The sequence below is a fragment of the Pseudoflavonifractor sp. MCC625 genome, from assembly GCF_018784545.1.
Lineage (GTDB): Bacteria > Bacillota > Clostridia > Oscillospirales > Oscillospiraceae > Pseudoflavonifractor_A > Pseudoflavonifractor_A gallinarum.
Map to the genome: position 1 here is coordinate 188047 of NZ_WQOJ01000023.1, position 22721 is coordinate 210767.

Consider the following 22721-nt stretch of genomic DNA (forward strand, 5'->3'; position numbering starts at 1 on the left):
CGCTTCAGGGATACGGTCAATCCCCGCTCAAATCGATGAGGACCCGGTAGGTCTCCGGGCTGGAGGCCCGCTCAAAGGCGGTCTGGCAATCCTCCATGGCATAGCGCTCGGTGATGAAGGGCTCCACATCGATCAGATGATACCCCAGAAGCCGGGACGCTGTCCAGAAATGTCTGGCGGTGGGGCTGTAAGAGCCGGTGATGCGCTTTTCACTGTAATGGATCTTGTTGGGGTCGATCTGGATGGGTCCGCTGGGATGGAAGGAGCCGTAATATACCATACGGCCCCGCTTGGCCAGACATTCCAGATAATCCTGGGCCAGAGAGAGCACGTTGACGGTGTAGAAGCACACGTGGGCGCCCCGGCCGCCGGTCAGCTCCAGGATGGTCTGGATGGGATCGCACTGGGTGGGGTCCACCACCACGTCGGCCCCCATCTTTTTGGCCATTTCCCGCCGGGCGGGGTCGGGCTCCACCAGGATGGTGCGGGCGCCCCGCTTCTTGCACAGCACATTGTGGAGCTGACCCATGATGCCGCCGCCCACAATGACCACGTCCTCGCCGAAGTCCACCTCGCCCTGGTCCAGGCTGCCCAGGCAGCAGGCCAGCGGCTCGGCAAAGGCGGCCACCGAGAGGTCGGCCTCCTTGTCCGGCAGGGCATAGACCCGCTCGGAGCCGATGGCCAGGTACTGGGCGAAGCCTCCCGTGCCGGGGATACCGTCATAGAACCGTTTTTTCGCGTTGCCGGTACACTCGTTGTCATGGCCCCGGTAGCACTGCTCGCACTGTCCGCAGCTGTCGAAGGTCTTGACCACGACCTTGTCCCCCACCTTTACGTTGGCGAAGGTCCCCTCGCCGATGGCGGCCACAGTGCCCGAGATCTCATGGCCGGGCACGAAGGGAAGGGCCACGTCGCCGCCGGAGAAGATCCGCTGCTCCCAGGTGCAGATCAGCGCCTTCTCCACCCGCACCAGCACCTCGCCGGCGGCGGGGACGGGGGTATGGAGCTCTTTGACCTCCGCCTTGCGGGGCTCGGTCACGACAATAGCTTTCATGGTTTCCGGAATCATGTCGCTTCCCTCCTCTCTTACAGGCCCTGGATGTCGGCGGCCCGCTTGCCGTTGTGGACCAGATCCACCAGCGCCCGGGTCACGGCCTCGGGGTCGGGATGCTTCCACACGTTGCGGCCGATGGCCACGCCGGCCGCACCCACCGAGATGGCCTGCTCGATGCAGACGAAGAGGTCGGAGAGCTGGCTGGTCTTTTCCCCGCCCAGCACCACCACGGGCTGGTAGGAGGCCTCGATGACCCCCCGGAACTCCTCGGGCGTGCCGGTGAAGGTGGTCTTGATGATGCTGGCGCCGTACTCACAGCCGGTCCGGGCGGCCAGGCGGACGTTCTCCACCGTCTTGGGCACCTCATTGCCAAAGCCGCCGGGGAGCATCTCGGCCATAACCGGCATCCCCCAGGCCCGGCCCTGGGCCGAGAGCTCTGCCACGTTCTTCATGCAGTCCTGCTCGGTGGGGGTGCCGGGGAAGCCGTTGCAGGCCACCGCGTCGGCGCCCAGGCGCAGGGCGTCTTCCACCGAGAAGAGCATCCGGGGATGGCCGTTGGCGGCGCTGGGGATGGCGGAGTAGCCGCCGTCGCAGCGGAGGATCAGTCCCACATGGCGCAGTATGTCGGCGTACTTGCTGGCGATGCCGTAGGTGGTCAGCACGGCGTCGGCGCCGCCGGCCACGATGGCCTCCAGGATCTCACCGGTCCGGTCCAGGGCGGGGTTGACGTTCATCCCCATGCCGTGGTCCATGGCCACAATGACGGTGCGGCCGTCTTCCCGGAAAATCTTACCCAGTCGTCTCATAGTCACATTCCTCCTATTCCCGTCTTCCGGGGAAGGGCTCCTCCCTCCCCGCGGTTTGTTTACAGATTTTCCTCACAGATTTGCCTGAGCTGAGGAAACACCGTCTCCTCGTCCGGCCCCTCTACGGTGAGGGTAATGGTATCGCCCTGCTGAATGCCCATGCCCATCACTGCCAGGATGCGGCTGACATTGACCCGCTTATCGCCCTTGCAGACCTCGATGACCGACTCACACTGCTTGGCCAGCTTGACGAACATTCCGGCGGGGCGGGCGTGCATGCCCAGACTGCTTTTGACCGTATAGACATATTCTTTCACTGTGATTCCCCGTTTCTTTCCAATCAGAGGCCCCCGGCGGTCTTCTTCCGGTTGGTAGGACCAACCTAAGGGCTGTCTTGGTTCACATGCTCCATTATAACTGGCACTTTCCACCAAAACAATGTGGTCTGACACCAATTTGATTCGTGCAATTTTGGGGAGCGTTCACAAAAGCGACGGAAAACACCCGGTTCTTCTCTTGCCTTTTCAGTGAAAAAGACTATAATGATTGGGTGTCAAACCGGCCGTATAAAGGGAAAACGTGCCCGTCCGGCCTTTTTTTACCCAGACAGAGGAGGTACCAGCCATGCACCGAACACCCACCGCCCCCGACCCATCCCTGGATTTTACCCTGGGAGACCTCCTCCAGCTCAGCGCCATGGAGGGGGCCCTTCTGCGCGCCGGTGCGGATCAGACCGGCCGCGCCATTCTCCGCGCCAATGTGATCGAGGGGGCACAGCTCTCCGACTGGGGCGAGGCGGGGGACTGTATCATCAGCTCGGGCTATGCCTTCCGGGGGCAGGATGAGCTGCTGCTGACCCAGCTGCGGCGCATCCGGGACAAGGGGGTGGCCGTCCTGTGCCTCAAGCCCACCCGCTTCCGCCAGGGACTGCCCCAGGCGGTGGTGGAGGAGGCCCAGGCCCTGGACTTCCCCCTGGTGGAGCTGCCCATGACGGCCATCTTCTCCAACATCGTGCAGGAGAGCATGGAGGCCCTCTTCCAGCGGGAGACCCACTCCTTCCAGGTCATCCAGGACAAGATGGAGCGATTGCTGGGGGTCTTTCTCCGCTCGGACGACCCGGAGCAGACCCTTCTGGCCGTGGAGGAGGTCATCGCCAACCCGGTGATGATCTTTGACGAGGAGAATGAGCTTCTGGTCTCCCCCCAGAGCCGCTCCCTCCTGCTGGAGCCCCTGCAGGACGACATCATCCGCCAGCTCTACAAGCGCACCAACCGCCACACCCTCACCATCCGGCGGGAGGGAAAGAGCGAGCAGGTCCCCGTCCACTTCTTCGACATCGGCGGCCCCACGGGCATCCGCATCATCATCCCGGAGTACTACGGTCCCCTCAGCCCGGTGGACCAGCAGGTCATCAACCGGGTGCGCCACCTGCTGGCCGCCGAGATGAAAAACGCCCTGGCCCTGAAGAAGCTGCGCCGGAAGTACAAGCAGCAGTTCGTGGAGAACTGGCTCTTCGGCCGCCTGGGGGACGCCATCCACATCTGCGTCTCCGCCCAGAGCGACGGGTATCCGGTCCGGGCTGACCAGTCCTACTATGTGGCCATCGTCAACCTGAACACCACCCGCTCCGCCGGGCGCTTCCGCAGCCAGGACGTGAACGTGATCCGCCACATCATCCGCAACCTGGACTCCAACATCATGTTCACCGTGCTGGAGGGGAAGCTCATCCTGGTGGTGGAGGACCGCCCCGACGCGGCGGCCTCCCTGCGGGAGCTCTCCCTCCTCACGGAAAAGCTCAACTACATCATGGACAAGGGGGACATGAGTTTCTGTCTGAGCAGCGCCTATCCGGTCCAGGACCTGCCCAAGGCCTACCAGCAGGCCCGCACGGTGAGCAGCATCAGCCAGCGCTGCGGCATCCGGGATCATATCATCACCTACGACAAGCTGGGCATCCTCTACCTCCTGGCCCTCCTGCCCGAGGACGAGGCGGTGGAGCAGTACCAGAACAAATTCCTCCGCCCCCTCCGGGAGTACGACGCCAGCCACCGCACCGCCCTGTTGGAGACCCTGCGGGTCTATCTGGAGGCCGGGTGCAACACCCAGAAGACCGCCCAGCTCCTCCACAGCCACTACAACACGGTGGTCTACCGGGTGACCCAGATCGAGCGGCTGCTGGGCCTGCCCATCCACGACGTGGAGACCCAGCTCCAGCTCCGGGTGGCCTACAAGCTGGACCAGCTCCGCTCCGCGCCCCCCGCCGAAGGATAGCAAAACCGCCCCCGGTTCCGCTTTTGGGAACCAGGGGCGTCAGCGTGTCGAAGAACTTCGACACGCTTCTCAAAAATGCAGGCATTTTTGAGAAGGGGATGCAGGCCCCTTCATGCACTCGCTTGCGCTCGCACACTTGCGGCCTGAGCAGAGTGTTTTCCGACGTACACGCCGCCGGAAAACACGATTTTGACTTTTTTCCGCCGTCTGCGGACGGCGGAACTCTGCGAGGCTCTTGCAGCGCCAATCGCAGATGTACACTTTTTTGACAGTCTGACGCCCTCTGTTCCGCTCATGGGGAACAGAGGGCGTTTCCATTTCATCTTATCATCTTATTTCATGCTCTCGTCGGCAAAGCAGGCCCGCTTCAGCCCCAGGATGGGGGCGGCGCCCGACAGGGTGGTGCCGAAGAAGACCACCTCTTTGTCCAGGTCCAGGTAGTCCACGATGGTGCCGTTGCACAGGGTGCTGCCGGTGCAGAGCACCAGATCGGCCCAGGCCACCGTCTCCTCCCGGCACTTCTCTCCCGAGAGCACGGGGCAGCCGTCCTTCTCCTTGCCGATGTTGTCCGGGTTCAGGTCCAGCACCCGCAGGGGGAACCGCTGGGAGAGGGCCCCGATGAGGGCGGGCTGGAAGCCCACCAGGGCGATCTTGGGGGCGCCGTAGGTCTCGGCCACCCAGTCGGCCATGTGCCGGGCGCAGAACTCCGGGCCGCCGTCCTTGCAGTGGACCGTGTTGTCGGCCCGGCCCAGGGCCTTCATCACCGCGTTGAGGGAGGCGATAAAGAGCCCCCGGGCGTGGGGATCCCCCTCCAGATCCAGGGACAGGATGTCCCGGAGGGTGCCCTCAAACCGGGCGGGGGCGTCGGTAAAGGCCTGTCCCATGGCACCCCGGAAGGTGGCCATGAGCATGACCTCCTTTCCGGTGAGGATGGGGAAATCGGTGCGCTGGGTGTGGCCGATGGCCTCCTCGGGGGTGAGACCCCGGGCGTTGATCTCCACCCGCTCGGCCTCCATTCCCTCCTCCGCCAGTACCCCCTCCAGGGAGCGGCGGAGGGTCTCATAGAGCTCCTTTGACGTCATAGATAGTCGCTTCCTTTCCGTCCGGCCAGGCGGCTCACCCCCTGCACCGACAGGGAGAGGAGCAGGAGGAGGAGCGCCGTGGCCAGCGCCAGATCATTCTCGCCCGTGGAGATGTGGAGATAGATGCTCCCGGGCAGGGTTTCCGTCTTCATCCGGGTCACCCCCACCAGCATGAGGGTGGCCCCAAACTCCCCGATGCCCCGGCTCCAGGCCAGCAGCACCGCCGAGGCAAGGCTGGGCACGCACAGGGGGAGGGTCACATACCGGAAGGCCTGCATCCGGGTGGCCCCCAGGGTCTGGGCGGTGAGGGGGAGCTCCGGGTCCACCCGCTCAAAGGCCTCGGCGGCCAGGTGAATCACAAAGGGCAGGTTGATGAGCAGGTGGACGGCCACGATCCCCTTGGGGTCAAAAACGATGCGTAGCCCCAGCTCCTTGAGGGCCTTCCCGGCGGGGGAGGACCACACCGTCAGCAGGCACAGACCCAGCACCAGATAAGGCAGGGACAGGGGGAGCTCCAGCACTGCCCGGGCCAGTCCCCGGCCGGGCAGCTCCCGGCAGGCGAGCAGGTAGGCGCAGGGGATGCCGATGAGCACGCACAGCAGGGTGGACACCGTGGTGGTCCACAGGCTCAGCCACAGGGCAAAGCGGGTCTCCCGCTGCCCCAGGGCCTCCCCCAGATGGGGCAGTCCCCCGGCCACCACCGCCCACAGGTTGACCGCCACATACCCCAGCACCGCCAGCAGCAGCACCAGGCTCACCCATTCCAGGGGGTGAAAGGGGGTCTTACTCCGCCAGCTCATAGCCGCAGCCGGTCCAGATGGAGCGGGCCGTCTCCCCGGCCAGGAACTCCTCCAGGGCATCGGCGGCCTCCGGGTCGTCCGAGCAGGTCAGCCGGGCGGCGGGGATGGTCTTGATGTAGGCTTCCATCTCCTCGCTGGGCACGATCTCGGCCTCCCCCTCCTTCACGTTCTCCTTCCAGACCACCACCGCGTCGCACTCATCGGCGGCCAGGGCGGTGGTCATGGCGGGGGCGGTGGTGGTCTGGGAGACGATGTCCACCTGATCGGTCAGGCCGAAGTCAGCAAAGACCTGCTTGGCGATCTTTCCGATGGGAGTGGCCTCCGGGTCGCCGATGACCACCCGCACCCCCTCCCCGGCCAGGTCGGCGGGGGAGGCGATCCCCTTGGGATTGCCCGTCTGCACCGCGATCACCGGGATGTGGCGCACCAGGGGGGTGGAGTCCTCCACCAGCTCGGCCACGGGCTTGACCTCCTGCTCCGAGCCGGCGATGAAGAAATCTCCCTCCTGGGCGGTGTTGATCTGGGTCTGGATCTGGGCGGCGTTGGCATAGGTCACCTCCACCGTGCAGCCGGTCTCCTCCTCAAAGGCCTGGGCGATGGCGGAGAAGGGCTCCTTCATGCCCGCCCCGCAGAAGATGAGCAGGCTGTGCCCCTCCAGGCTCTCCCCGGCGGGAGAGGCCGTGGGCGTGGCAGCCGGTGTGGCGGGCACGGTGGACGGCGTGGGGGACGCAGCCGGGGCGGAAGAACAGCCGGCCGCCAGGGCGGCCAGCAGAGCGGCAGAGAGCAGAGCAGAACGCAGTTTCATGGAAAAACACCTCCGTTGTTTTCCACGAGTATACCAGAAGGACTCCCTTAAGTATGTTGTCCGGGCAACTTTTCGCCGTTTTTCTTTCGGAGGGTAAAGCGATTCTTGCGCACGGTGAGCCACCCCTCCCGCTCCATCTCCTTGAGGGTGTGGGAGAGGACGCTGCGGTTGAGGCAGAGGTAGTTGGCCAGGGCCTCCCGGTCAAAGGGGATGGTGAAGGTGTCGCTCCGCTGGCGGCTGGCCTGGGCGGTGAGGTATTTCAGGATGCGCGCCCGGGCGCTCTTCACCGAGAGGGCGTCGATCTTGTAATATTTCTTCATGTTCTGGTTGCCCACGAAGAAGAGGAGGTTCTCCAGCAGGGCCAGCCGCAGCTCCACCGGCAGCCCCTCCCCCCGTAGCTCCTCCCAGGGCACCCACCACACCCGGCAGGGCTCTTGGGTGTAGACCGTGTAGGGACAGGTGCGCCGTGGGGTGCACAGCACCTCCCCCGCCACCAGATAGCCGGGCAGGAGCTGCTGGTAGAGAAATTCCGCCCCGTTCTCCTCCAGCTTGGCCGCCCGCATGGTCCCCTCCAGCAGGATCCCCAGGCGGGCGAGGGTCTCCCCCGCCTGAATCACGATGCGCCCGGCGGGGAGTTCTTCCACGGTACCCGCCAGCCGCTCCAGGGCCGCGCCCGCCGCGCCCCGGAACAGGACGCACTCCTTCAATTGCTCCAGATCCTCCACAAAACCGCCCTCCTCCGGCGTTCGGATAAAACAAAAAGCGACTTGTCTCAAAACAAGGCGCTTTTCTGTATGGCATGTCTTAACAAAAAAGATATTTGAGGTAACCATATCCTCTATAGGCCTGGCTATAGTAAGTTGTGGCCACACTCCCGGAAAAGTAGCAGAACAGCGGGCAACCGTCAAGGCTGAAATGAACGGGTTTACACCTGGCCTTGACTGCCGCCCTCCGTCCCGCTGAACAGGCAGACAAGGCGGCCAATCCCTCAAAGTGCTTGGCCGCACTCATAGATAAACATTTCGCACTGGTCATTAACAGCGGGTTCTTTCTGATAATTGGAATAGACGGATATGCTCTTAAAGCCGCACCTCCGCAGATATTCGTCCATCTCCCCGTATTGGTACAGGTGTGTCTGAAAATCCATGGTTTCACTTTGCAGCAATTCCGCTCCGTGATAGAGTTCGTAAATGGACGGAGAAAACTGCGTCTGGCTTTTTTCGTCGTAGTGGTTTTTCCCTTTCAGGATCAAGTCATATCCCTCTTTTGTTTTCACCGAAACATTTACTTTGTAGTCACTGTCCTCTTCACATCGGTCAAAGACGGTATCAACCGCAAACACAAATTTCCCGCCGGGAGCCAGCAATTCTTTCATCTTCTGCAAAATTCCTTGGCACATACGCATGTTTGTAAACAGTGAGATGGAGCCAGAGGGAATAAAAATATAATCAAACTGTTCCTGTACGGCATAGTTGATGATGTCCGCCTGTATCGCTTTTGCGTCCGGCGCTTTCTGCTTTAATTTCGCCAGCATTTCTCCTGACAAATCCATCCCGCTGATGTCAAAGCCACGCTTTAAAAACGGAACCAAAAACCGTCCGCTGCCGCACAGGGGTTCCAAGATTTTCTTTCCCTTTTCTGCATAGGAAAGATAAAAGTCCAATTCGTCTTGTGGCGCTTGTTCATGTAAGATTTCGTACATTTCAGTACACAAGCTGCCATAATAGTTTTGTTTTAATTCACTCATTCTATTCCTCCAGAATTGCTTATAGGAACAGTACCTCTATATCCTGCACAGATATAAGGTTTTCATCATTCACACCTGCAAATTCCGCTTTAACACTCTGTACTTATTATTGTACCACAATTCTGAGAGCGTGGAAGCAAGCTGTTTTTTTAGGCCGATTTCCCACCTTTCGGATATACGGGACGGGCAGTCATTTAGGTGTAGGCTTGCACATGGACGATAGCGCAGGGCAGGTCAAAAGCATTATGAAAGCTAAAATCTACATCGGCCATAAACGAATTGTTTACTGATGAACATATTCCCGATGATACACTCAAAGAAAAAGGGCCGAAAACCGATAGTCGTTAGTTCAAGTTCTCACCAACGCTCGAAAAGCGCAAAAAAATATCTTTCAAACTGGGCCCTGTTTTTGGGTACGAAAAAAGCCCACAAACGTCTTGTTTGCGGGCTTTTTCGGCCTTATACTTTTTGTTAAGGCAATATGGAGCGTAAGACCAATTGAGATATTTGCGGAAATCCATGACTTTCAAGGCTTTGCGGGTCTTCACCCATTATTTTTTTGCCGTTTTGCTGCGATGGCTGCGGATTTTCCACCCGAGGGTCAATTTTAGTGTTCGACCAAAAAAGATGTCCGCTTTATCCATGCCGAAAAATTGACTGAGGGAAGCGCCTGCTTCATCGGACACATCATCCAAGGAGTTCGTCCAGCAGGTAGTTGTATTCCGGCAGCTGATCCGTGTACTCTTTCATCCATTCCCGCATAGCTCGCTTTTCCAGATTGGTGGCTTCCGTGTAATCCTCGCTGTGCCCTTCCTGCTCCATAAAGTCGTATGCGAGATTCTGATAGATCTCTTTCACCAATGTTTCGGGATCTTCCAGTCGTGTTACATCGGAGTCATCAATGGAATCCGCCGCAGGCAGGCCAAGCAGAACATACCCGAACTTTTTCGAATAGACCACATCGAGCAATTCAGAGCCTTCAATGTAGTTCTGGAATACCCCAAGGACCCTCTCAAGCTCACTTTTCTTTTCCTCTAATGAACTCATGGCAACATCTCCTTCCGCCGGAATGAGCAACTTTCCCGGTCTGGTGTATGTGGTTCTTTTATTATACCGCATTTTCTTTGGCCGTGGAAGAGAGGTGGGACGGGAACTTTTCCCAATCACATGGTCTGTTCCATCGTTGCCACCCGGAAATAACCATGAGAATATGCGGGGGCCAGATCAATTTCGCCATCTGGGCAATAGACCCGGACTCCTGCTGCGGTCAACTTTTCTCCAATTGCCGCCAAACCTTCGGCGTCACGAGCCAGACGGTCGCCGTTCATCACCAGCACACGGTCATAGACTCCATGTCGTGCATCACGGATCAGCGTTCGAATGCTCTGTCGGTTTGCGTCCAAGCCGCTCTCATATTGGAGCATCTCTGCGGAAATCGAAAAGCCAAGCTGGCCGGCGAGGCTTCGGAGTGCGGTAAGCTGCTGGTTCATGGCGAGACGGTTGCTTTCCGTGGACGCTCCATCCACCCGGCAGTAAAGGCAGCACTTAGGCATCTGATTTGACCTCCTTGAACGAATTTAGGAAGAAGCTACCGCTCAGCTCTGACATTCATCCCGGATGAAATCATACAGGGCTTCCGGTTCCTTCAGGCACCACTTAGTTTTTTCATCATCGGTCCAGACTTCATAGTCCGGGGCGGCATCGTAAAGCCACCAGCTGATATAGTCGTACTGGTCGTTGATCGCTTCCTTCAGCACATCCAGCAAGGCGGCAAGAAGCAGCGCTCCGCCCTCAAAGACGAAATGTCCATCTCCCATCATGGCGAGTGCCTTACTGAACTGTTCGTCTCGATCCTTTTGCGCTTGGATCTTTCGCAGGGCTTCGCAGAAGGTTTCCCTGGATAGCATCAAAGTCCCCCTCCCGGTTTTCCCCTCTCCGCTTCCTGTTCGGCTTTCCATTTCAGAAGCAAGGAGATGGCCAGTTCCTGGGTCGCGGGATCGGCGCAGAACTCAAAGAACTTCACAATCAGCATTTCTGGCGTCAGCCCCATAGGAGCGATTATCTTTTCCAGTTGTTCCAGAAGCTCCGCGTCCACCTGGATCTCCACGAGCTCATATCGCTTTTCATCCATGGTGCGTTTCCTCGTCTTCCGGAGATTCCTTCAGCAGCTCGTCCAGCCGCTGTCGGAACAGCTCCTGGAGCTCCTTCCAGACCTGCGGTTGTTTGAGGGGCGCCATCGGCTGGTTCAGTTCCCGCTCCAGATCGGCGACAGCCACCGAAAGCGTCTTTTCATCGAACAACTGGTAGTGGCGACGAAGATACTGGACGACCGCCGCACTCTCCTCATCTTCGCTGCGCATGGCATAGCGGAGGGCGCTGTTGATGACACAGGAAAAGTCATCCACATAGTCAAGGTTGAACCAGGAGGCTGGGCAGAGAACCAGGTCATCTTTGCCTTCCTCGGTGATCACCAGCCCAATGTCCTCGCGGCTTATCCTTTCCAGCACGGTGTCCAGGTCATCTGCCAGTGCTTGGCGTGAGATGCGTTCCATGCTTTCCAGAGGTTGTAAAATCGGCATCCTTTCCTTCCTCCTATCGTCTTCTTTGATTTTGCCAGATGTGAGCACCCGACTCAAGCTGTGCCACAATCGAGGATATGGCTCCTGTTCTCCATATCGGTTTAAATGTGCGCGGATCTCTGCCACAGCGGTGAAACGGGTAGCTTCGTCCAGACGGCTCAGGTTCCGGCAGGTGAATTCCGCGACTATGCCGGGCATATAAGTGTGCCGCCCCAGACTGTACTGGATCGCTGCCAGAACGATATGCCGCAGCCCTCCATCTAAAATGGGAGCGAGGATTCTCACGGAGAACAGCAGCCCGGTGCTTCCTTTTTGGGACTGGAGAGAGAGGCCGTTTCGCTCGGCTCGTTCCATCGTGTGCGTCCAGTCCTGCCGTGCGATGAAACCGGCTACAGGAGCCACCTCATAAAAGCCTTTTTTATGTCTCACGGCTGCACCTCAAGCCCGGCTTTTGACTGACCTTTATACAGAAGATTGTTGGCCTCCATCTCCTCAAAGGTGACCGGCTCGAAGTGATTGACATCCACTCCGGCATTCAGCATTCTCTCGTTTGCCTGGATGAGCGGCCAGTAATCCGCGTCGGTATTGCCGTGGATGTGGCCAAAGACCATGTAGCAGCGCATGATGTGAGGCCAAGACATCATGGGGTAGTGACAAAGTGTGTACTGCCGCTTCCCGTCTGCGACATACAGCAGGTTATTGACGCTTTCAAAGAATCGTTCTGTCTGACAACTCCTGATCCATCCCCTGTCATGATTCCCAAGGATGAGATGTTTCTTCCCCCGCAGCCGCCGCAGGTATTCCTCCGGCGGCTTTTGGCTGCGGTAGATCAGGTCGCCGAGGATATAGACAGTATCCTTCCCTGTGACCTTGTGGTTCCAGTTTTCGATGAGAGTTTCGTCCATCTCCTCGATACTGGAAAAGGGCCGATTGCAAAGGCGGATGCAGTTTTCGTGACCGAGATGCAGGTCAGAGGTAAAGAAGATCATGGGGTTTCACCCTCCTTCTTCATCCTGGGAACTGGGATTGGCTGCCATCGGCAGTATTTTGCAAGTTCATCCTGACGCTCCCGAGGCAGGTTCATAAAATCGACAATGCTCTCTCCCGGAAACCTGTCGTGGCAGTAGGCGGGAAAGACTCCCTCCGGCACGATGCCGATGGACTCCGCTCCGGTCAGGCGGGCCTTCAGTTCCTCTGTGTTTCGGATGCATACGGGAACGCCTGCCCGATAAAGCGCCAGGAAGAAACGGACCGCCTCAATCGTCCGGGTCTCCGCAAGACCGGCCACCACCAGATAGTAGCCATGCGCATCTTGGTGTACGATGCAGTCGATGTGGGTGCTGTTGCCGCCCCGGCATACCTCCCAGGGGTGACCGGTGCGGGGACGCTCCTTCAGCCACCGTGCAAAAGCTTCGGGGGAATCTCCGTCCAGCTTGGACAGTCCCTCGTCCCGCCCATCGGCGTGGAGAGCGTACTGCTCTTTTTCCGATTTCTCCGTTCCAGTGTATCCCATGGCCCGATAGCCCAGGGCACAGAAGTGATAGAATTCGTTTGCGGTCACGGATGGGAGCCGCTTGTTATTTTCCAAAGGATACCCAACCGCCGAGGTGAGAAACTCCTCCACCTCCTGCTGGGAGAAGTCCTGGAAGAACTCCTCCTTCCACTGTGGGAATACCCTCCACAGATCCCGGCGCAGGATGGTTCCGGTTCGATGCCAGATGGGCAGCTCCCGCTCCACCAGTTCCTGATAAGAACCGGTTTCCACCATCTGAACGGTGTCCCGTACCGCACCCTCCAGCCAGGCGGTGAATGGGGCGATGTCATAGGGGAAGGCGCGCTCTTTGCGGCTGTCCACCTCCAGCACATGCCGATGCCCCAAGAATATTGCCCGATACCCGATCTTCTGATCCTCGCCGGCGGCAAAGTGGAACCACGCTGCCTCCTCCGGGAACTCGGAATGCCACCAGGTTTCAAACTCCTCAAAGCTCTCCACCTGGCCGTCCGCCCGCAGCTCCTCAAAGCTGCCGAAGTCTTCAATGGTACCTCGCTCCGCACGGAGCCATAGTTCCCAGCTTGTGTTCTCCGGGCCTGGCTCCAGCCGGTGGAGAAGGCGGAAGATCCGGTCGATGGCCGCATAGGATGTCTCGTCATAGGTGAAGGAGCAGTTGATGTTTCGGTATTCCACCCGACCCAGCCAGTTGATGTAGTGCTTGATCTCCGGCGCTTTCATGTTTCCACCTCCTCAGTATCCGTATCCCCATCCTCCGTTTCCTCAAACTGGAGCCGGAAGAGGGCAGTGTGCTCTCCCACAAGAGCGGGGTATTTGTAATAGACATGGCGGCAGAGGGTTTTGTACAGTTCGAGGAGCCTCGGATTATCTCCGAAGTCCACAAGCCCGTCCATGATTCGCTCGATCTCCCGCTCCTCGGTGATCCTGCCGTTCAACACCTGTTCTACCAAACGGCTGTATTGCTGATATGCGGCGTCCATTAGGCGGGAAATCTCCTGGACGATCTCACGGATTGCGGCAAAGCACGCCTCCTGCTCCTTGGCCTCCGGCCTTTCTTCCTCTGTCATAATGTGTCCCCTCCCGTCAAGAGCTGCGGCGCAGCCTCCACGCTGTGGAAGAGGAAGTGCATCCGGTCGATATGCTTGTCAATATGCCAGTGTCCACAGAACCAGTGGTCGTATTTGAGTTTCCGCTCGATCTCCTCCAGCCATTTCTCGGTAGAGTCGTCCACGGTACTCTGGTCGATCATCGGAAGAAAGGCCTCGCGAGGCTCATACGGATAGGGACAGGTGTGGGAGAGGACGGTATCTACCTGCCACCCGCAGGCGTCCAGCGTCTGGATAACCTTGTCCTTGATCTCCTGGGAAGGCTGCTCATCCGGCCACCAGCCGTAACCTCTGGCCAGCCGGTAGAATTTGTCCACGCTGTAAGCTCCGCCGATGACCAAATGTCGGAGACCTTCCAGATCAAAGATCTCACCATCCATAGCAAACAGCAGGCGGGGAAAGGCTTCCTCTACCCAGACTGTCCCGCCGTTCCACTGCTTCGTGCGATAGGAAGGGATGCTGGCCGGCCGGATCTCATGGTTGCCGTGGATGCAGAGCATCGTCGGCTTTACGGCGGCAAGAACTCTCTTCATCTCTGTGTCTCGCCGGTTTCGGTAGTAGTTCGCTCCTACATCTCCAAGCAGAACCAGAGTATCCTGCTCTGTCAGCTTCTTGCTGTCGCAAAACTGTATGACCTCATAGGGGTCTCCGTGGATATCACCCGTGTAATAGATCATTGGTCATTCCACCTTTCTTTTCTCATTATACCAACTCGGAAGACCCATATCCGGGACTTTCCAAAAACATATCCACTGTTCCAAAAATATATCCACCTTTACTGGCATAGATCGACCGGCAGTCAATGCTCGTGACTTCCGGTTGATTGCTTTCTCAGGTTCAGACGGTAAAATCAAAGTTATCTGGTTTACCGTATCTGCCTTGATGCTCTTTCAAGGAGGCTTTCAGCGATTTTATAACATCCAGGAGAATCATCATCTCATAGGTACTGCAATCCGAAAGGAGCAGGGCGATTTCTTCGCTGGCGCACCGTTCAGTGCTGATGATTTGCTCCATCAAAAGCCGGTCGGGAGATACGCCCAAAGCATTGGCGATAAGCACAAAGGTGTCAAGGCTCATGCTCTTGATCCCGCTCTCTATGTAGCTGATGTAAGATGGCGTTTTATCCACCAGTTCAGAGAGCATCGCTTGCGAAAGGTGGTTGCGCTGACGGACTTCACGGATGTGTTTTCCAATGACTTTGTAGTTCAGGCTCATAATAAGACCTCCAAAAAATTTTGCAGTCTTATTATAGTGTTTAGATTATATCATCAACTCGACCTTATATCAATTTCACCCCAAGTTGATATACTCTTAGAAATAGATAATCTGGAGAATATATTTGAGGGGGGAAGCCGATGACGGAACATGATTTGACCGAGAGCCAGTTGGTCGGCTCCCGTATTCGAGATGCGCGGATCAATCGCCGGATGAGCCAGGCCGATCTTGCTGCAAAGGCCAATATCTCGCTGCCCCATGTCAGCAATATCGAAAAAGGCAAGACGAGCATGAAGTTGGAAACCTTTATCCGAATCATCGAAGCCCTGCAAGTGTCTGCTGATTCCCTTCTTCGGCCCGATGTGCCGGAGGTGAGAAGCCTATACCAGAGCGAGTTTGACGAGCTGCTGGCCGACTGCTCTCCCAAGGAGCTGGATTCCATCCTGAAGATTGTTCGTGAGTTGAAATCCACTATGGCCAGACGGGATGACAATACCTGAAAAATTGCGAGCTGGAATTGCCGGCTCGCTTCTTTTTTTCTCATCTATCGACCAGAAGTCAAGGTGTTGACTTCTGGTCGATTTTGTTATTAGTCTGCAGATTATATAATGGCCTGGAAGAGAAATAACACAGGGGGAGCAAATATGTCAGATCTGGCCGTTCAAAATAGAGAGTCAGAGCAGGAAGTTATGCCCTCATTTGATTTCCTGCTGGAAAGGGAGACGGAACGAAACACCCTTTTAGCGGAACATCGTGCCTGGTTAAAGGAAATCAAGCGGGAACGCCCGCTTCCCAAAACACATTACCGTGTGGCGGTATACATCCGCTACTTCAACCAGACCCGCTATGAGGACTATCTCTCAGCTCATAAAAAGCAATTTCTTGATACACTGGCTCTCTGCCCAAACTGGAAGTTTGTCGGTTTCTATGTGGACGAGGGCAGCACTGCGCCCAATATGGAGAACGCTCCGGAGTGGTCAAGGCTCCTTCAAGACTGCTACGAGGAAAAGGTCAATCTGATCATTACCCAGAAAGCAAGCAATATCTCGAAGAAGCTCTCCGAGCTCTCTTTCTGTACGCGCCTCTTGGCAGCACTCCCAAAGCCAGTGGGCGTTTACTTCGTTTCGGAGGATATTTATACGCTGGCTTCCTATTACCAGGAGGATCTACACGACCCCTACTTTTTGCCAGATCCCGGTTGGAAGATACTCCCTGATGACGAACCCCGGAGGGAAATGCTGCATGATTGACAAGTCCACACGCAAACAGCTTGCGGAACGGAAAGAACGGGTCCGCCGGCGTATCAACACAAAAGTTGACCCGGAGAACTATGAATTCATTCCGGCTAAAAAGCCCATCGACTATTACGATAATGATATAAGGCAGCGGGTCGCCGTGTATGCCCGTGTCTCCACAGACAATGTCCAGCAGACTTCCTCCTATGAGCTGCAAAAGAAATACTATGAAGATTTTGTTGTGCATCATCCCAACTGGACATTGGTCAAAATCTATGCGGATGAGGGGATTAGCGGAACTTCTCTGGCTCATCGGGACGAGTTCAACAGCATGATCGCCGATTGCCGCAGCGGGAAAATCGATATGATCATTACCAAAAGCGTGTCTCGCTTTGCCCGAAATGTGGTGGACTGTATCAGCATGGTGCGAATGCTTGCGGAGCTGCCCAGTCCCGTCGGAGTGTTCTTCGAGAGCGAATGTATCTTCTCCCTCAAAGACGATTCCCAGATGGCGCTTTCGTTTCAGGCCACCATGGCTCAGGAGGAGTCTCACATCCGCAGCCGGAGCATGGAAACCTCCTTGCGGATGCGGCTGGACGGAGGTCTGCCATTGACGCCCAAACTGCTGGGGTATTCTCACGACGCAGATGGAAACCTGGTCGTCAACCCGGATGAAGCCCCCACGGTAAAACTCATCTTCTATATGTATCTGTATGGATATTCCACCTCCGACATTGCGGCGGCGCTCACCGAGCTGGGCCGAAAGACTTATCTGGGAAATGTCAAGTGGACATCCAACTCCATTGTCCAGGTCCTTCGCAATGAGCGGCATTGCGGGGATGTACTGACCCGGAAGACCTTCACCCCCAACTATCTGAACCACAAGGCCAGAAAGAATCGGGGGGACAGACCCCAGAGCCTTTACCGGAACCACCACGAGGGCATTGTTTCCAGAGATGATTTCATTGCGGTTCAGCATCTTCTGAACAACTCCAAGTATGGCAACCGCTCCATCCTCCCGGAGCTGCGGGTGATCGACAGCGGCCTGCTCAGAGGGTTCGTGACCATCAATCCCCGCTGGGCTGGATTTAAGCCGGCGGATTATTACCAAGCGTCCGCCAGTATCCATCCGCCCGATGAGCAGCAGGCGGATGCATCCCTGCCCTCGAGCATCACATTGGTTCCGGGAGATTTTGATATGAGAGGCTTTGAAATCGCCCGCAGTGAATTCTTTGATAATTATCACCGTCCCTATGTACTGTTTCAAGATAAGAGAATCAAGTTCAGCACCACATGTGTTCGGTCTTTTGGGAAAGACAACCATGTGGAGCTGCTGGTCAACCCTGTGGAGATGAAGTTCGCCGTCCGTACAGCGGCGAAAAGCAGCCGCAACGCAGTCGTGTTTTCCAAGCTGTCAGACGGAAAGTATCAGCCCAGGGATATCGCCGGTGCGGCCTATGTAGAAACGCTTTTTCAGTTATTCGGCTGGAGTCCGGATTTAAAATACCGGATCGCCGGAGCGCTGTTTCAAACTGAAACTGAATCTGCGTATATTTTTGATGTCAATGATGCGGAAGCGTTTATTAAATCGTACCTGCTTTCCGGTTCAAAAAGCACGGAACAGGCAAAGGAGCCTGTACAGCCCCTTTCTGTCTCCGGCAAACGGGTGCGGGCAGTCCCGGAGGAGTGGATCGGCTCTTTTGGCAAGCAATATTACCTCCACCAACAGTCTTTCCCGCCCGTCTGCGATCAGAGTGAGGAAGACTGGAAAATCCGCATGGAGGGCCAGTTGTATGAAACCGGGCAGAAACTCCGCGTGACAGGATTTGACGTGCTGCGTGACTATATCTGTCAGGAACTCGGTCAGTACGGGAAGGAGGAATCCTAAATGTTCGAAGAAAGTCGGGAAAATACCGGCGGTGTAATCGCCGGAATGCTTCGTTCCCTGGAGGACGGGCATTTGGATATTGTTCCGTCTGCTGAATTAAAAAAAGCGGAACTGGCAGCTTCTCCCGCAAACAGCAGTAGTGATGAGGTCCTGGAGATGGCCGGTGACTTTAACTACGATGGCTACCAAGTGGTACGCCGTGAGTTCTTCGCCCATATTAATGAGCCGTCTGTAACTTTCAACAATTACAAATTTTATGTAAATACCGCCTGCCTGAACCGCTTCCCACAAGTTGATTATGTGCAGGTATTGGTCAATCAGGAGAGCAGGATCTTGGCGATCCGTCCCTGTCGGGCGGAAGATCGGGATGCCTGCGCCTGGTGCACCAACGGCTCCGGCAGACGTAAACCGAAACAGATTACCTGCAAGATTTTTTTCGCCAAAGTGTTTTCACTGATGGACTGGAATCTGGACTATCGATATAAACTCCTCGGGCGGATAATCCATGCCAAGGATGAGTGGCTCATCGCATTTGATCTCACAGCGACCGAAGTGTATCAGCGGGTGCAAAAAGACGGCCAGAAGCCCAAGTCTTCTCGAACTCCCGTGTTTCCGGAGGGCTGGAAGACGCAGTTTGGACTCCCGTTCCGGGAACACCAGAAATCTATGCAGGTAGACATTTTTGAAGGATATGCTGTATATGGGTTGCGCGATAACATAGCTCCTGCTGCATCAGAGCAGTCAGACGAGGCTGCCTCTGATACTGGTAGTAAGTCCGTTTTGGGAGGACAAGGACATGAATCATGAAAATCAATTGCAGGCTTACTTAACGCTGGACCCTGCGCGAAACCGGATTCGAATCCACAGGCAAACGATTCGTCTCTTGAAGAATCCTGCGTATGTGCAATTCCTGGTAAACCCTGAAGAGCTGTATATCGCCGTTCTCGGATCGGACAAACCTATTTCAGGCGGGACCGCAAACAAGGTTCGGATGTCAAACACATCCCAGCAGTCTATAGAATTCTATAGTACGATCCTTATTAAAAACTTTTCCGAACTGCTGGGTGGCTTTGACCTGAGATTTAATTACCAGCTGACCGGTGAGATCGATCAAGTCAACCGGGTCGCATATTTTTCCCTCAAAACCGTCAAACAGCTGGAACGCAGGAGGCTACATGACAGAGAAAGCATTTAGGCAGCTTAACATCGATCCGGAATTCAAAAACTTGATTCGTCCACTTCGCCGGGAGGAATACCGGCAACTGGAGCTGAATCTGGTCATGGAAGGATGCCGGGAAGATATCATCGCATGGAATGATACCATCGTCGACGGTCATAATCGCTATGAAATATGCAATAAAATGCGCATTCCTTATGGAGTCAAGGAGCTGGATTTTCCAAGCAGAGATGCTGCCATCGCCTGGATCTGTGCGAACCAACTTGGGCGCCGCAACATCTCAGAAGAAACCAGGAAATATCTGATTGGGAAACAATATGAAGCGGAAAAGAAAGTACAGCGAAATAGGAATGGCTATAATCAGTACCGTCCGAACCCCAACATTACTGTGGGGAGAGGCCGCCCAATAGATGAAGAGAGTGGCCGGCGAACAGCAGCCCGGCTGGGAAGGAAGTATCATGTGTCCGGCGCAACCGTACAGAAATATGCGAAATACAGTGCAGCATTAGATACCATTGAACAAAATGCTCCTGAGCTTGTTCCGCACATTCTTTCCGGGGCATATAAGATTTCTTTCGAAAATATCGTTGCTCTATCAGAAATGGAACCCGAAGAATTGAAAGCACTTAGTAAAAAAATCGAAAAAAATCCCTATGCGTTTGCTCGTTACAGTGAATCGAGACGATGCCTTTACTCCGACGCTTCTGCCAAGCCCGGTACAGCGGCGGCAGAACAGCCGGCAATCAAGACGATGCCCGCCTATGACCCGGATGCGGAAGTTGCTGGACTTACTCTTACGATCCCCTCCTGGATGAGCTCCATCGACCGGACAAAGTCCATGGCACATTTGGAAGCGATCTCACCTGCTGCAAGACAAAACCTCTTGGCGGCGTTGACTGAATTAGAAGGAAAAATCCAGGAAATGCTCAATGCAATTGAGGTGGAATCCTAATGGAAGATTATAGTATGTTTGTTCCCAATGTTCACTTCGAACAGATTCCCATCAAGAACCTCGTATCCAATCAGGAGTACCAGAGGAATATTTCCGAACAGCATGTGCTGAATGCTGCGGCACACTTTGATCTGTATCAGATCAACCCCGTGAAGGTAAGCCGTCGAAATGGGGTCAACTATGTCTTCAATGGCCAGCACACGGTGGAGATCGTCGCCCTGGCCTCTGGCTCTCGTGAAACGCCAGTCTGGTGCATGATATACGATGATCTGAACTACGAGCACGAGGCAGATATCTTCGCCAACCAGATGAAGTTTGTCAAACCGCTCCGTCCCTATGAAGTGTTTATGGCAAATGTGGAAGCCGGGAATCAGGAACAGCTTATGATCAAAGATCTGGTAGAGTCTTATTCTCTTTCCATTGGCCAGGTCAGAAACTATGGCGTTGTCTGTGCTGTCTCCACGCTTGAAAATATATATGAGCGGTTCGGTTACCATGTACTTGATCGAACACTCAGACTCTGCGTAGGCACCTGGGAGGGCGATATGAATTCGCTGTCTGCCAATATGCTCAACGGAATTGCCAGATTGGTCTACACGTTCGGCGATGCCCTGAAAGATGAGACCTTTAAGGAAAAAGTGGGGGAAATGTCGGTCAAGCTGCTTTCGAGAACAGCCAAGGAACGACGCCCCGGTTCTATGGGCTATGCTGAGGCGATGCTTCTGGCCTATAACCGCAAATGCAAATATCCGCTCAAATGGACCAAGCTCTACGAGAAGAATGTGGGGAACAATGAAGGACTGGACATTGATACGGATATGGACGAGGATGAGGGCGAGGACTCTTTTGAGGGAGTCGCCAAAGAATAAGCAAACGGACGGTTCCACCAGGAATCGTCCGTTTGTGATCTTATCATGGAAGGGAAAAGGCAGGGCGCATATACTCTATCGCTCCTCGGCTGAGACCATACTGCCCGGCCAACTGTTCCCAGTGTCCGGATACTGTTTTGCAGACCTCCTCTGCAGCCTGTTCCGCTTCCTGAGGGGCCAGGCCGAAATAATCGGCTACTTCCAGAGCCAGTTCCAAGTCAATGGTGTTATCATACTCACTCACATTGAGGGAAAGCCGGTCCCCCGAGGGGACTGGGTTCACATCATAGAGAGGGGCCAGCCGCCAGCCGGTGGGTGTCAGAAGGAAACCATGGTTGCGCAGGTGGTCGTCAGTATTGGATACCGCCATGCTGAACACGATCCGCTTCCACAGCTCGACCAGATCCTGCCGGGGTGATGCCCCGTTGGCCCGGATGAACGCCGCCAGATCCAGATAGCTGCTTCCGTCCGCTGCAGAGGCTCCATCGGTCTTGCCCAGCAGGGTCATGGCGGAGGCGAAGTGGATGCGGCGGCTGCCGTTTCGGTCAAATCGCTTGACGAGAAAGGTACTGCCGGTCTTGGAGAACGTCTCCAATTTGGATTCCGGAACATCCAGTCCGCAGAGCCGTGCCAGGTCATGGACGACCTTCTCCCACGCGCCGCTGTTATATTCATCATGCTTGGAAGGGAACTTGGCAATCCACAAGGCGCCATCTGTGGCCTGCACCGTAGCTTTGGGTCTTGCGCCTCCCAAGGAGGAGCCGGGGGCCAGAAGCTCACGCAGCCATTTTTCATTCAGGCCGCTCTCATCATTCTCGAAAGCGATAGAGGCGTTTTCCAGCGTCCGAAGGTTTACCCATGGAGGCGTCGCAAACGCTTTATCGTTCGAAAGAAATTCGCCCCCTTCTTCCAAGCTGAACCGCAGCGCACCCATACGGGATTCATCGTAGACCCCCAACAGGAAGTCGCTCTCGGTGAGCTTACGGGGCTTGCGGTCCTCTTTGCGAGCGTCGATGGCCTCCTTGCGCTTCATCAGCAGACGCCCCCAGCGATCCGGACAGGAGTCGGAAAACAGGCCAAAGAGCTGCTTGTTCAGCGGCACATACTGCCGCCCGCGGTAGAGAGCCAGATCCGGGTCCAGAGAGAAGGAACTCTCGGCGGATGACAGCCAGGCCGGATCATACTCAAAGGAAAAGGTCTCCTGTCCGCGGACGAAGCCGCAGCGCAGCCGCCCCAGCAGAGTGGGTGCCTCTCCACGCCAATTTTCATATACATAGATGGTCTTTTCGTCCTGCGCCATGGGCTACTCTCCTTTCTTGGGCGCCCGCCGTCTGGTGGGCAGCGCCAGATCTTGCAGCTTCCTGCCGAATTCATCATCTTTTGCAATAAGCAGCAGGTCGCTGTCCATATTGTTTAATGCGTGCAGCACAGCGGCATAGGAGCCGATGGATACCGTAGGGGTGCCTTTCTCAATGGATATAAGAGTGGCTCGGCTGATCCCGGCACGCTCTGCTACCAATTCCAGGCTCAACTTCCTGCGCAGGCGGGCCAGGCGGATCTGCTCACCCATCTGTGCCAGGATCTCCCGTGTTTGCGGCATGATGACCGCAGCTTTTTTTGCCATG

Annotated in this window: 28 protein-coding genes; 8 read left to right on the forward strand and 20 right to left on the reverse strand. The window is 56.1% G+C overall.

Annotated features, from left to right (window positions below; translation table 11 throughout):
• Positions 1-16: 16 nt before the first annotated feature.
• From GPK94_RS07085 to GPK94_RS07095, 3 genes are read right to left on the reverse strand one after another with little or no spacing between them, the layout of a single operon-like run.
• Entirely contained in the window at positions 17-1069 is a 1053-nt protein-coding gene (locus tag GPK94_RS07085; RefSeq protein WP_215655328.1) for a zinc-binding dehydrogenase, read from the reverse strand.
• Positions 1070-1086: 17 nt separating this feature from the next.
• The gene (locus GPK94_RS07090) at positions 1087-1860 is read right to left on the reverse strand and encodes a fructose-bisphosphate aldolase (RefSeq protein ID WP_193538619.1); all 774 of its coding nucleotides are present in this window, start codon (positions 1858-1860) and stop codon (positions 1087-1089) included.
• Positions 1861-1919: 59 nt separating this feature from the next.
• The gene (locus tag GPK94_RS07095; RefSeq protein ID WP_180956748.1) at positions 1920-2177 is read right to left on the reverse strand and encodes an HPr family phosphocarrier protein; all 258 of its coding nucleotides are present in this window, start codon (positions 2175-2177) and stop codon (positions 1920-1922) included.
• Between the two features lie 307 nt (positions 2178-2484).
• Between GPK94_RS07095 and GPK94_RS07100 the strand changes: the two genes are divergently transcribed.
• The gene (locus GPK94_RS07100; RefSeq protein WP_215655330.1) at positions 2485-4131 is read left to right on the forward strand and encodes a PucR family transcriptional regulator; all 1647 of its coding nucleotides are present in this window, start codon (positions 2485-2487) and stop codon (positions 4129-4131) included.
• A 332-nt stretch (positions 4132-4463) separates the two neighbouring features.
• Here the strand turns inward: GPK94_RS07100 and GPK94_RS07105 are convergent, their stop codons facing one another.
• The 15 genes from GPK94_RS07105 to GPK94_RS07175 form a co-directional block, all read right to left on the reverse strand.
• Positions 4464-5213, reverse strand: coding sequence for a DUF364 domain-containing protein (locus GPK94_RS07105; RefSeq protein WP_215655332.1), 750 nt, complete (start codon positions 5211-5213; stop codon positions 4464-4466).
• Positions 5210-6013 (reverse strand): ABC transporter permease subunit, encoded by an 804-nt coding sequence (locus GPK94_RS07110; RefSeq protein ID WP_101691780.1) that lies wholly within the window; start codon positions 6011-6013, stop codon positions 5210-5212. Before GPK94_RS07110 ends, GPK94_RS07105 begins: the two co-directional genes overlap by 4 nt.
• Positions 5997-6818: a substrate-binding domain-containing protein gene (locus tag GPK94_RS07115; RefSeq protein WP_215655334.1), complete on the reverse strand. Its 822-nt coding sequence runs from the start codon at positions 6816-6818 to the stop codon at positions 5997-5999. Before GPK94_RS07115 ends, GPK94_RS07110 begins: the two co-directional genes overlap by 17 nt.
• A gap of 47 nt (positions 6819-6865) precedes the next feature.
• The gene (locus GPK94_RS07120) at positions 6866-7543 is read right to left on the reverse strand and encodes a Crp/Fnr family transcriptional regulator (protein ID WP_215655336.1); all 678 of its coding nucleotides are present in this window, start codon (positions 7541-7543) and stop codon (positions 6866-6868) included.
• A gap of 263 nt (positions 7544-7806) precedes the next feature.
• On the reverse strand, positions 7807-8565 hold the full coding sequence (locus GPK94_RS07125; RefSeq protein WP_215655338.1) for a class I SAM-dependent methyltransferase: 759 nt from the start codon (positions 8563-8565) through the stop codon (positions 7807-7809).
• 687 nt (positions 8566-9252) lie between these two features.
• The gene (locus tag GPK94_RS07130; RefSeq protein ID WP_087334825.1) at positions 9253-9612 is read right to left on the reverse strand and encodes a hypothetical protein; all 360 of its coding nucleotides are present in this window, start codon (positions 9610-9612) and stop codon (positions 9253-9255) included.
• 116 nt (positions 9613-9728) lie between these two features.
• Positions 9729-10118, reverse strand: coding sequence for a recombinase family protein (locus GPK94_RS07135; protein ID WP_215655340.1), 390 nt, complete (start codon positions 10116-10118; stop codon positions 9729-9731).
• 42 nt (positions 10119-10160) lie between these two features.
• The gene (locus GPK94_RS07140; protein WP_215655342.1) at positions 10161-10472 is read right to left on the reverse strand and encodes a hypothetical protein; all 312 of its coding nucleotides are present in this window, start codon (positions 10470-10472) and stop codon (positions 10161-10163) included.
• A complete protein-coding gene (locus GPK94_RS07145) occupies positions 10472-10696 on the reverse strand; it encodes a hypothetical protein (protein ID WP_087936973.1) in 225 nt (74 codons plus the stop codon). Before GPK94_RS07145 ends, GPK94_RS07140 begins: the two co-directional genes overlap by 1 nt.
• On the reverse strand, positions 10689-11573 hold the full coding sequence (locus GPK94_RS07150; protein WP_215655344.1) for a hypothetical protein: 885 nt from the start codon (positions 11571-11573) through the stop codon (positions 10689-10691). Before GPK94_RS07150 ends, GPK94_RS07145 begins: the two co-directional genes overlap by 8 nt.
• Entirely contained in the window at positions 11570-12133 is a 564-nt protein-coding gene (locus tag GPK94_RS07155; RefSeq protein ID WP_087937003.1) for a metallophosphoesterase, read from the reverse strand. Before GPK94_RS07155 ends, GPK94_RS07150 begins: the two co-directional genes overlap by 4 nt.
• A complete protein-coding gene (locus tag GPK94_RS07160) occupies positions 12130-13374 on the reverse strand; it encodes a hypothetical protein (RefSeq protein ID WP_022288938.1) in 1245 nt (414 codons plus the stop codon). Before GPK94_RS07160 ends, GPK94_RS07155 begins: the two co-directional genes overlap by 4 nt.
• On the reverse strand, positions 13371-13721 hold the full coding sequence (locus GPK94_RS07165) for a hypothetical protein (RefSeq protein WP_087937020.1): 351 nt from the start codon (positions 13719-13721) through the stop codon (positions 13371-13373). Before GPK94_RS07165 ends, GPK94_RS07160 begins: the two co-directional genes overlap by 4 nt.
• Positions 13718-14437: a metallophosphoesterase gene (locus GPK94_RS07170; protein WP_022289420.1), complete on the reverse strand. Its 720-nt coding sequence runs from the start codon at positions 14435-14437 to the stop codon at positions 13718-13720. Before GPK94_RS07170 ends, GPK94_RS07165 begins: the two co-directional genes overlap by 4 nt.
• Before the next feature lie 160 nt (positions 14438-14597).
• Complete coding sequence (locus GPK94_RS07175) at positions 14598-14975, reverse strand: helix-turn-helix transcriptional regulator (RefSeq protein WP_022289419.1); 378 nt, start codon at positions 14973-14975, stop codon at positions 14598-14600.
• A gap of 140 nt (positions 14976-15115) precedes the next feature.
• On the opposite strand from GPK94_RS07175, the gene GPK94_RS07180 reads away from it, so the two are divergent.
• From GPK94_RS07180 to GPK94_RS07210, 7 genes are all read left to right on the forward strand, one after another.
• Positions 15116-15475: a helix-turn-helix transcriptional regulator gene (locus tag GPK94_RS07180; RefSeq protein WP_022289418.1), complete on the forward strand. Its 360-nt coding sequence runs from the start codon at positions 15116-15118 to the stop codon at positions 15473-15475.
• A gap of 144 nt (positions 15476-15619) precedes the next feature.
• Positions 15620-16225, forward strand: a complete 606-nt coding sequence (locus tag GPK94_RS07185) for a recombinase family protein (protein ID WP_101691772.1) — start codon at positions 15620-15622, stop codon at positions 16223-16225.
• Positions 16218-18098: a recombinase family protein gene (locus GPK94_RS07190; RefSeq protein ID WP_148337054.1), complete on the forward strand. Its 1881-nt coding sequence runs from the start codon at positions 16218-16220 to the stop codon at positions 18096-18098. Before GPK94_RS07185 ends, GPK94_RS07190 begins: the two co-directional genes overlap by 8 nt.
• The gene (locus tag GPK94_RS07195; RefSeq protein ID WP_204246273.1) at positions 18099-18905 is read left to right on the forward strand and encodes a hypothetical protein; all 807 of its coding nucleotides are present in this window, start codon (positions 18099-18101) and stop codon (positions 18903-18905) included.
• Complete coding sequence (locus tag GPK94_RS07200; protein ID WP_087936991.1) at positions 18895-19293, forward strand: hypothetical protein; 399 nt, start codon at positions 18895-18897, stop codon at positions 19291-19293. Before GPK94_RS07195 ends, GPK94_RS07200 begins: the two co-directional genes overlap by 11 nt.
• Entirely contained in the window at positions 19274-20227 is a 954-nt protein-coding gene (locus GPK94_RS07205) for a hypothetical protein (protein WP_215655346.1), read from the forward strand. The genes GPK94_RS07200 and GPK94_RS07205 overlap by 20 nt, the downstream gene beginning before the upstream one ends.
• Complete coding sequence (locus GPK94_RS07210) at positions 20227-21096, forward strand: DUF6551 family protein (RefSeq protein ID WP_130848597.1); 870 nt, start codon at positions 20227-20229, stop codon at positions 21094-21096. Before GPK94_RS07205 ends, GPK94_RS07210 begins: the two co-directional genes overlap by 1 nt.
• A gap of 43 nt (positions 21097-21139) precedes the next feature.
• Here the strand turns inward: GPK94_RS07210 and GPK94_RS07215 are convergent, their stop codons facing one another.
• Both GPK94_RS07215 and GPK94_RS07220 read right to left on the reverse strand, forming a co-directional pair.
• Complete coding sequence (locus GPK94_RS07215) at positions 21140-22396, reverse strand: type II toxin-antitoxin system HipA family toxin (RefSeq protein WP_148337060.1); 1257 nt, start codon at positions 22394-22396, stop codon at positions 21140-21142.
• Positions 22397-22399: 3 nt separating this feature from the next.
• Complete coding sequence (locus GPK94_RS07220; protein ID WP_071430674.1) at positions 22400-22720, reverse strand: helix-turn-helix transcriptional regulator; 321 nt, start codon at positions 22718-22720, stop codon at positions 22400-22402.
• Position 22721: the final 1 nt, after the last annotated feature.

Excerpts from the sequence above, each read along its gene's own strand:
- GPK94_RS07195 (WP_204246273.1), top strand. The coding sequence starts at position 18,099 with ATGTTCGAAGAAAGTCGGGAAAATACCGGCGGTGTAATCGCCGGAATG.
- GPK94_RS07085 (WP_215655328.1), bottom strand. The coding sequence starts at position 1,069 with ATGATTCCGGAAACCATGAAAGCTATTGTCGTGACCGAGCCCCGCAAG.
- GPK94_RS07185 (WP_101691772.1), top strand. The coding sequence starts at position 15,620 with ATGTCAGATCTGGCCGTTCAAAATAGAGAGTCAGAGCAGGAAGTTATG.
- GPK94_RS07100 (WP_215655330.1), top strand. The coding sequence starts at position 2,485 with ATGCACCGAACACCCACCGCCCCCGACCCATCCCTGGATTTTACCCTG.
- GPK94_RS07105 (WP_215655332.1), bottom strand. The coding sequence starts at position 5,213 with ATGACGTCAAAGGAGCTCTATGAGACCCTCCGCCGCTCCCTGGAGGGG.
- GPK94_RS07175 (WP_022289419.1), bottom strand. The coding sequence starts at position 14,975 with ATGAGCCTGAACTACAAAGTCATTGGAAAACACATCCGTGAAGTCCGT.
- GPK94_RS07110 (WP_101691780.1), bottom strand. The coding sequence starts at position 6,013 with ATGAGCTGGCGGAGTAAGACCCCCTTTCACCCCCTGGAATGGGTGAGC.
- GPK94_RS07190 (WP_148337054.1), top strand. The coding sequence starts at position 16,218 with ATGATTGACAAGTCCACACGCAAACAGCTTGCGGAACGGAAAGAACGG.
- GPK94_RS07135 (WP_215655340.1), bottom strand. The coding sequence starts at position 10,118 with ATGCCTAAGTGCTGCCTTTACTGCCGGGTGGATGGAGCGTCCACGGAA.
- GPK94_RS07220 (WP_071430674.1), bottom strand. The coding sequence starts at position 22,720 with ATGGCAAAAAAAGCTGCGGTCATCATGCCGCAAACACGGGAGATCCTG.
- GPK94_RS07200 (WP_087936991.1), top strand. The coding sequence starts at position 18,895 with ATGAATCATGAAAATCAATTGCAGGCTTACTTAACGCTGGACCCTGCG.
- GPK94_RS07115 (WP_215655334.1), bottom strand. The coding sequence starts at position 6,818 with ATGAAACTGCGTTCTGCTCTGCTCTCTGCCGCTCTGCTGGCCGCCCTG.
- GPK94_RS07215 (WP_148337060.1), bottom strand. The coding sequence starts at position 22,396 with ATGGCGCAGGACGAAAAGACCATCTATGTATATGAAAATTGGCGTGGA.
- GPK94_RS07205 (WP_215655346.1), top strand. The coding sequence starts at position 19,274 with ATGACAGAGAAAGCATTTAGGCAGCTTAACATCGATCCGGAATTCAAA.
- GPK94_RS07180 (WP_022289418.1), top strand. The coding sequence starts at position 15,116 with ATGACGGAACATGATTTGACCGAGAGCCAGTTGGTCGGCTCCCGTATT.
- GPK94_RS07160 (WP_022288938.1), bottom strand. The coding sequence starts at position 13,374 with ATGAAAGCGCCGGAGATCAAGCACTACATCAACTGGCTGGGTCGGGTG.
- GPK94_RS07130 (WP_087334825.1), bottom strand. The coding sequence starts at position 9,612 with ATGAGTTCATTAGAGGAAAAGAAAAGTGAGCTTGAGAGGGTCCTTGGG.
- GPK94_RS07145 (WP_087936973.1), bottom strand. The coding sequence starts at position 10,696 with ATGGATGAAAAGCGATATGAGCTCGTGGAGATCCAGGTGGACGCGGAG.
- GPK94_RS07170 (WP_022289420.1), bottom strand. The coding sequence starts at position 14,437 with ATGATCTATTACACGGGTGATATCCACGGAGACCCCTATGAGGTCATA.
- GPK94_RS07155 (WP_087937003.1), bottom strand. The coding sequence starts at position 12,133 with ATGATCTTCTTTACCTCTGACCTGCATCTCGGTCACGAAAACTGCATC.
- GPK94_RS07140 (WP_215655342.1), bottom strand. The coding sequence starts at position 10,472 with ATGCTATCCAGGGAAACCTTCTGCGAAGCCCTGCGAAAGATCCAAGCG.
- GPK94_RS07125 (WP_215655338.1), bottom strand. The coding sequence starts at position 8,565 with ATGAGTGAATTAAAACAAAACTATTATGGCAGCTTGTGTACTGAAATG.
- GPK94_RS07090 (WP_193538619.1), bottom strand. The coding sequence starts at position 1,860 with ATGAGACGACTGGGTAAGATTTTCCGGGAAGACGGCCGCACCGTCATT.
- GPK94_RS07165 (WP_087937020.1), bottom strand. The coding sequence starts at position 13,721 with ATGACAGAGGAAGAAAGGCCGGAGGCCAAGGAGCAGGAGGCGTGCTTT.
- GPK94_RS07210 (WP_130848597.1), top strand. The coding sequence starts at position 20,227 with ATGGAAGATTATAGTATGTTTGTTCCCAATGTTCACTTCGAACAGATT.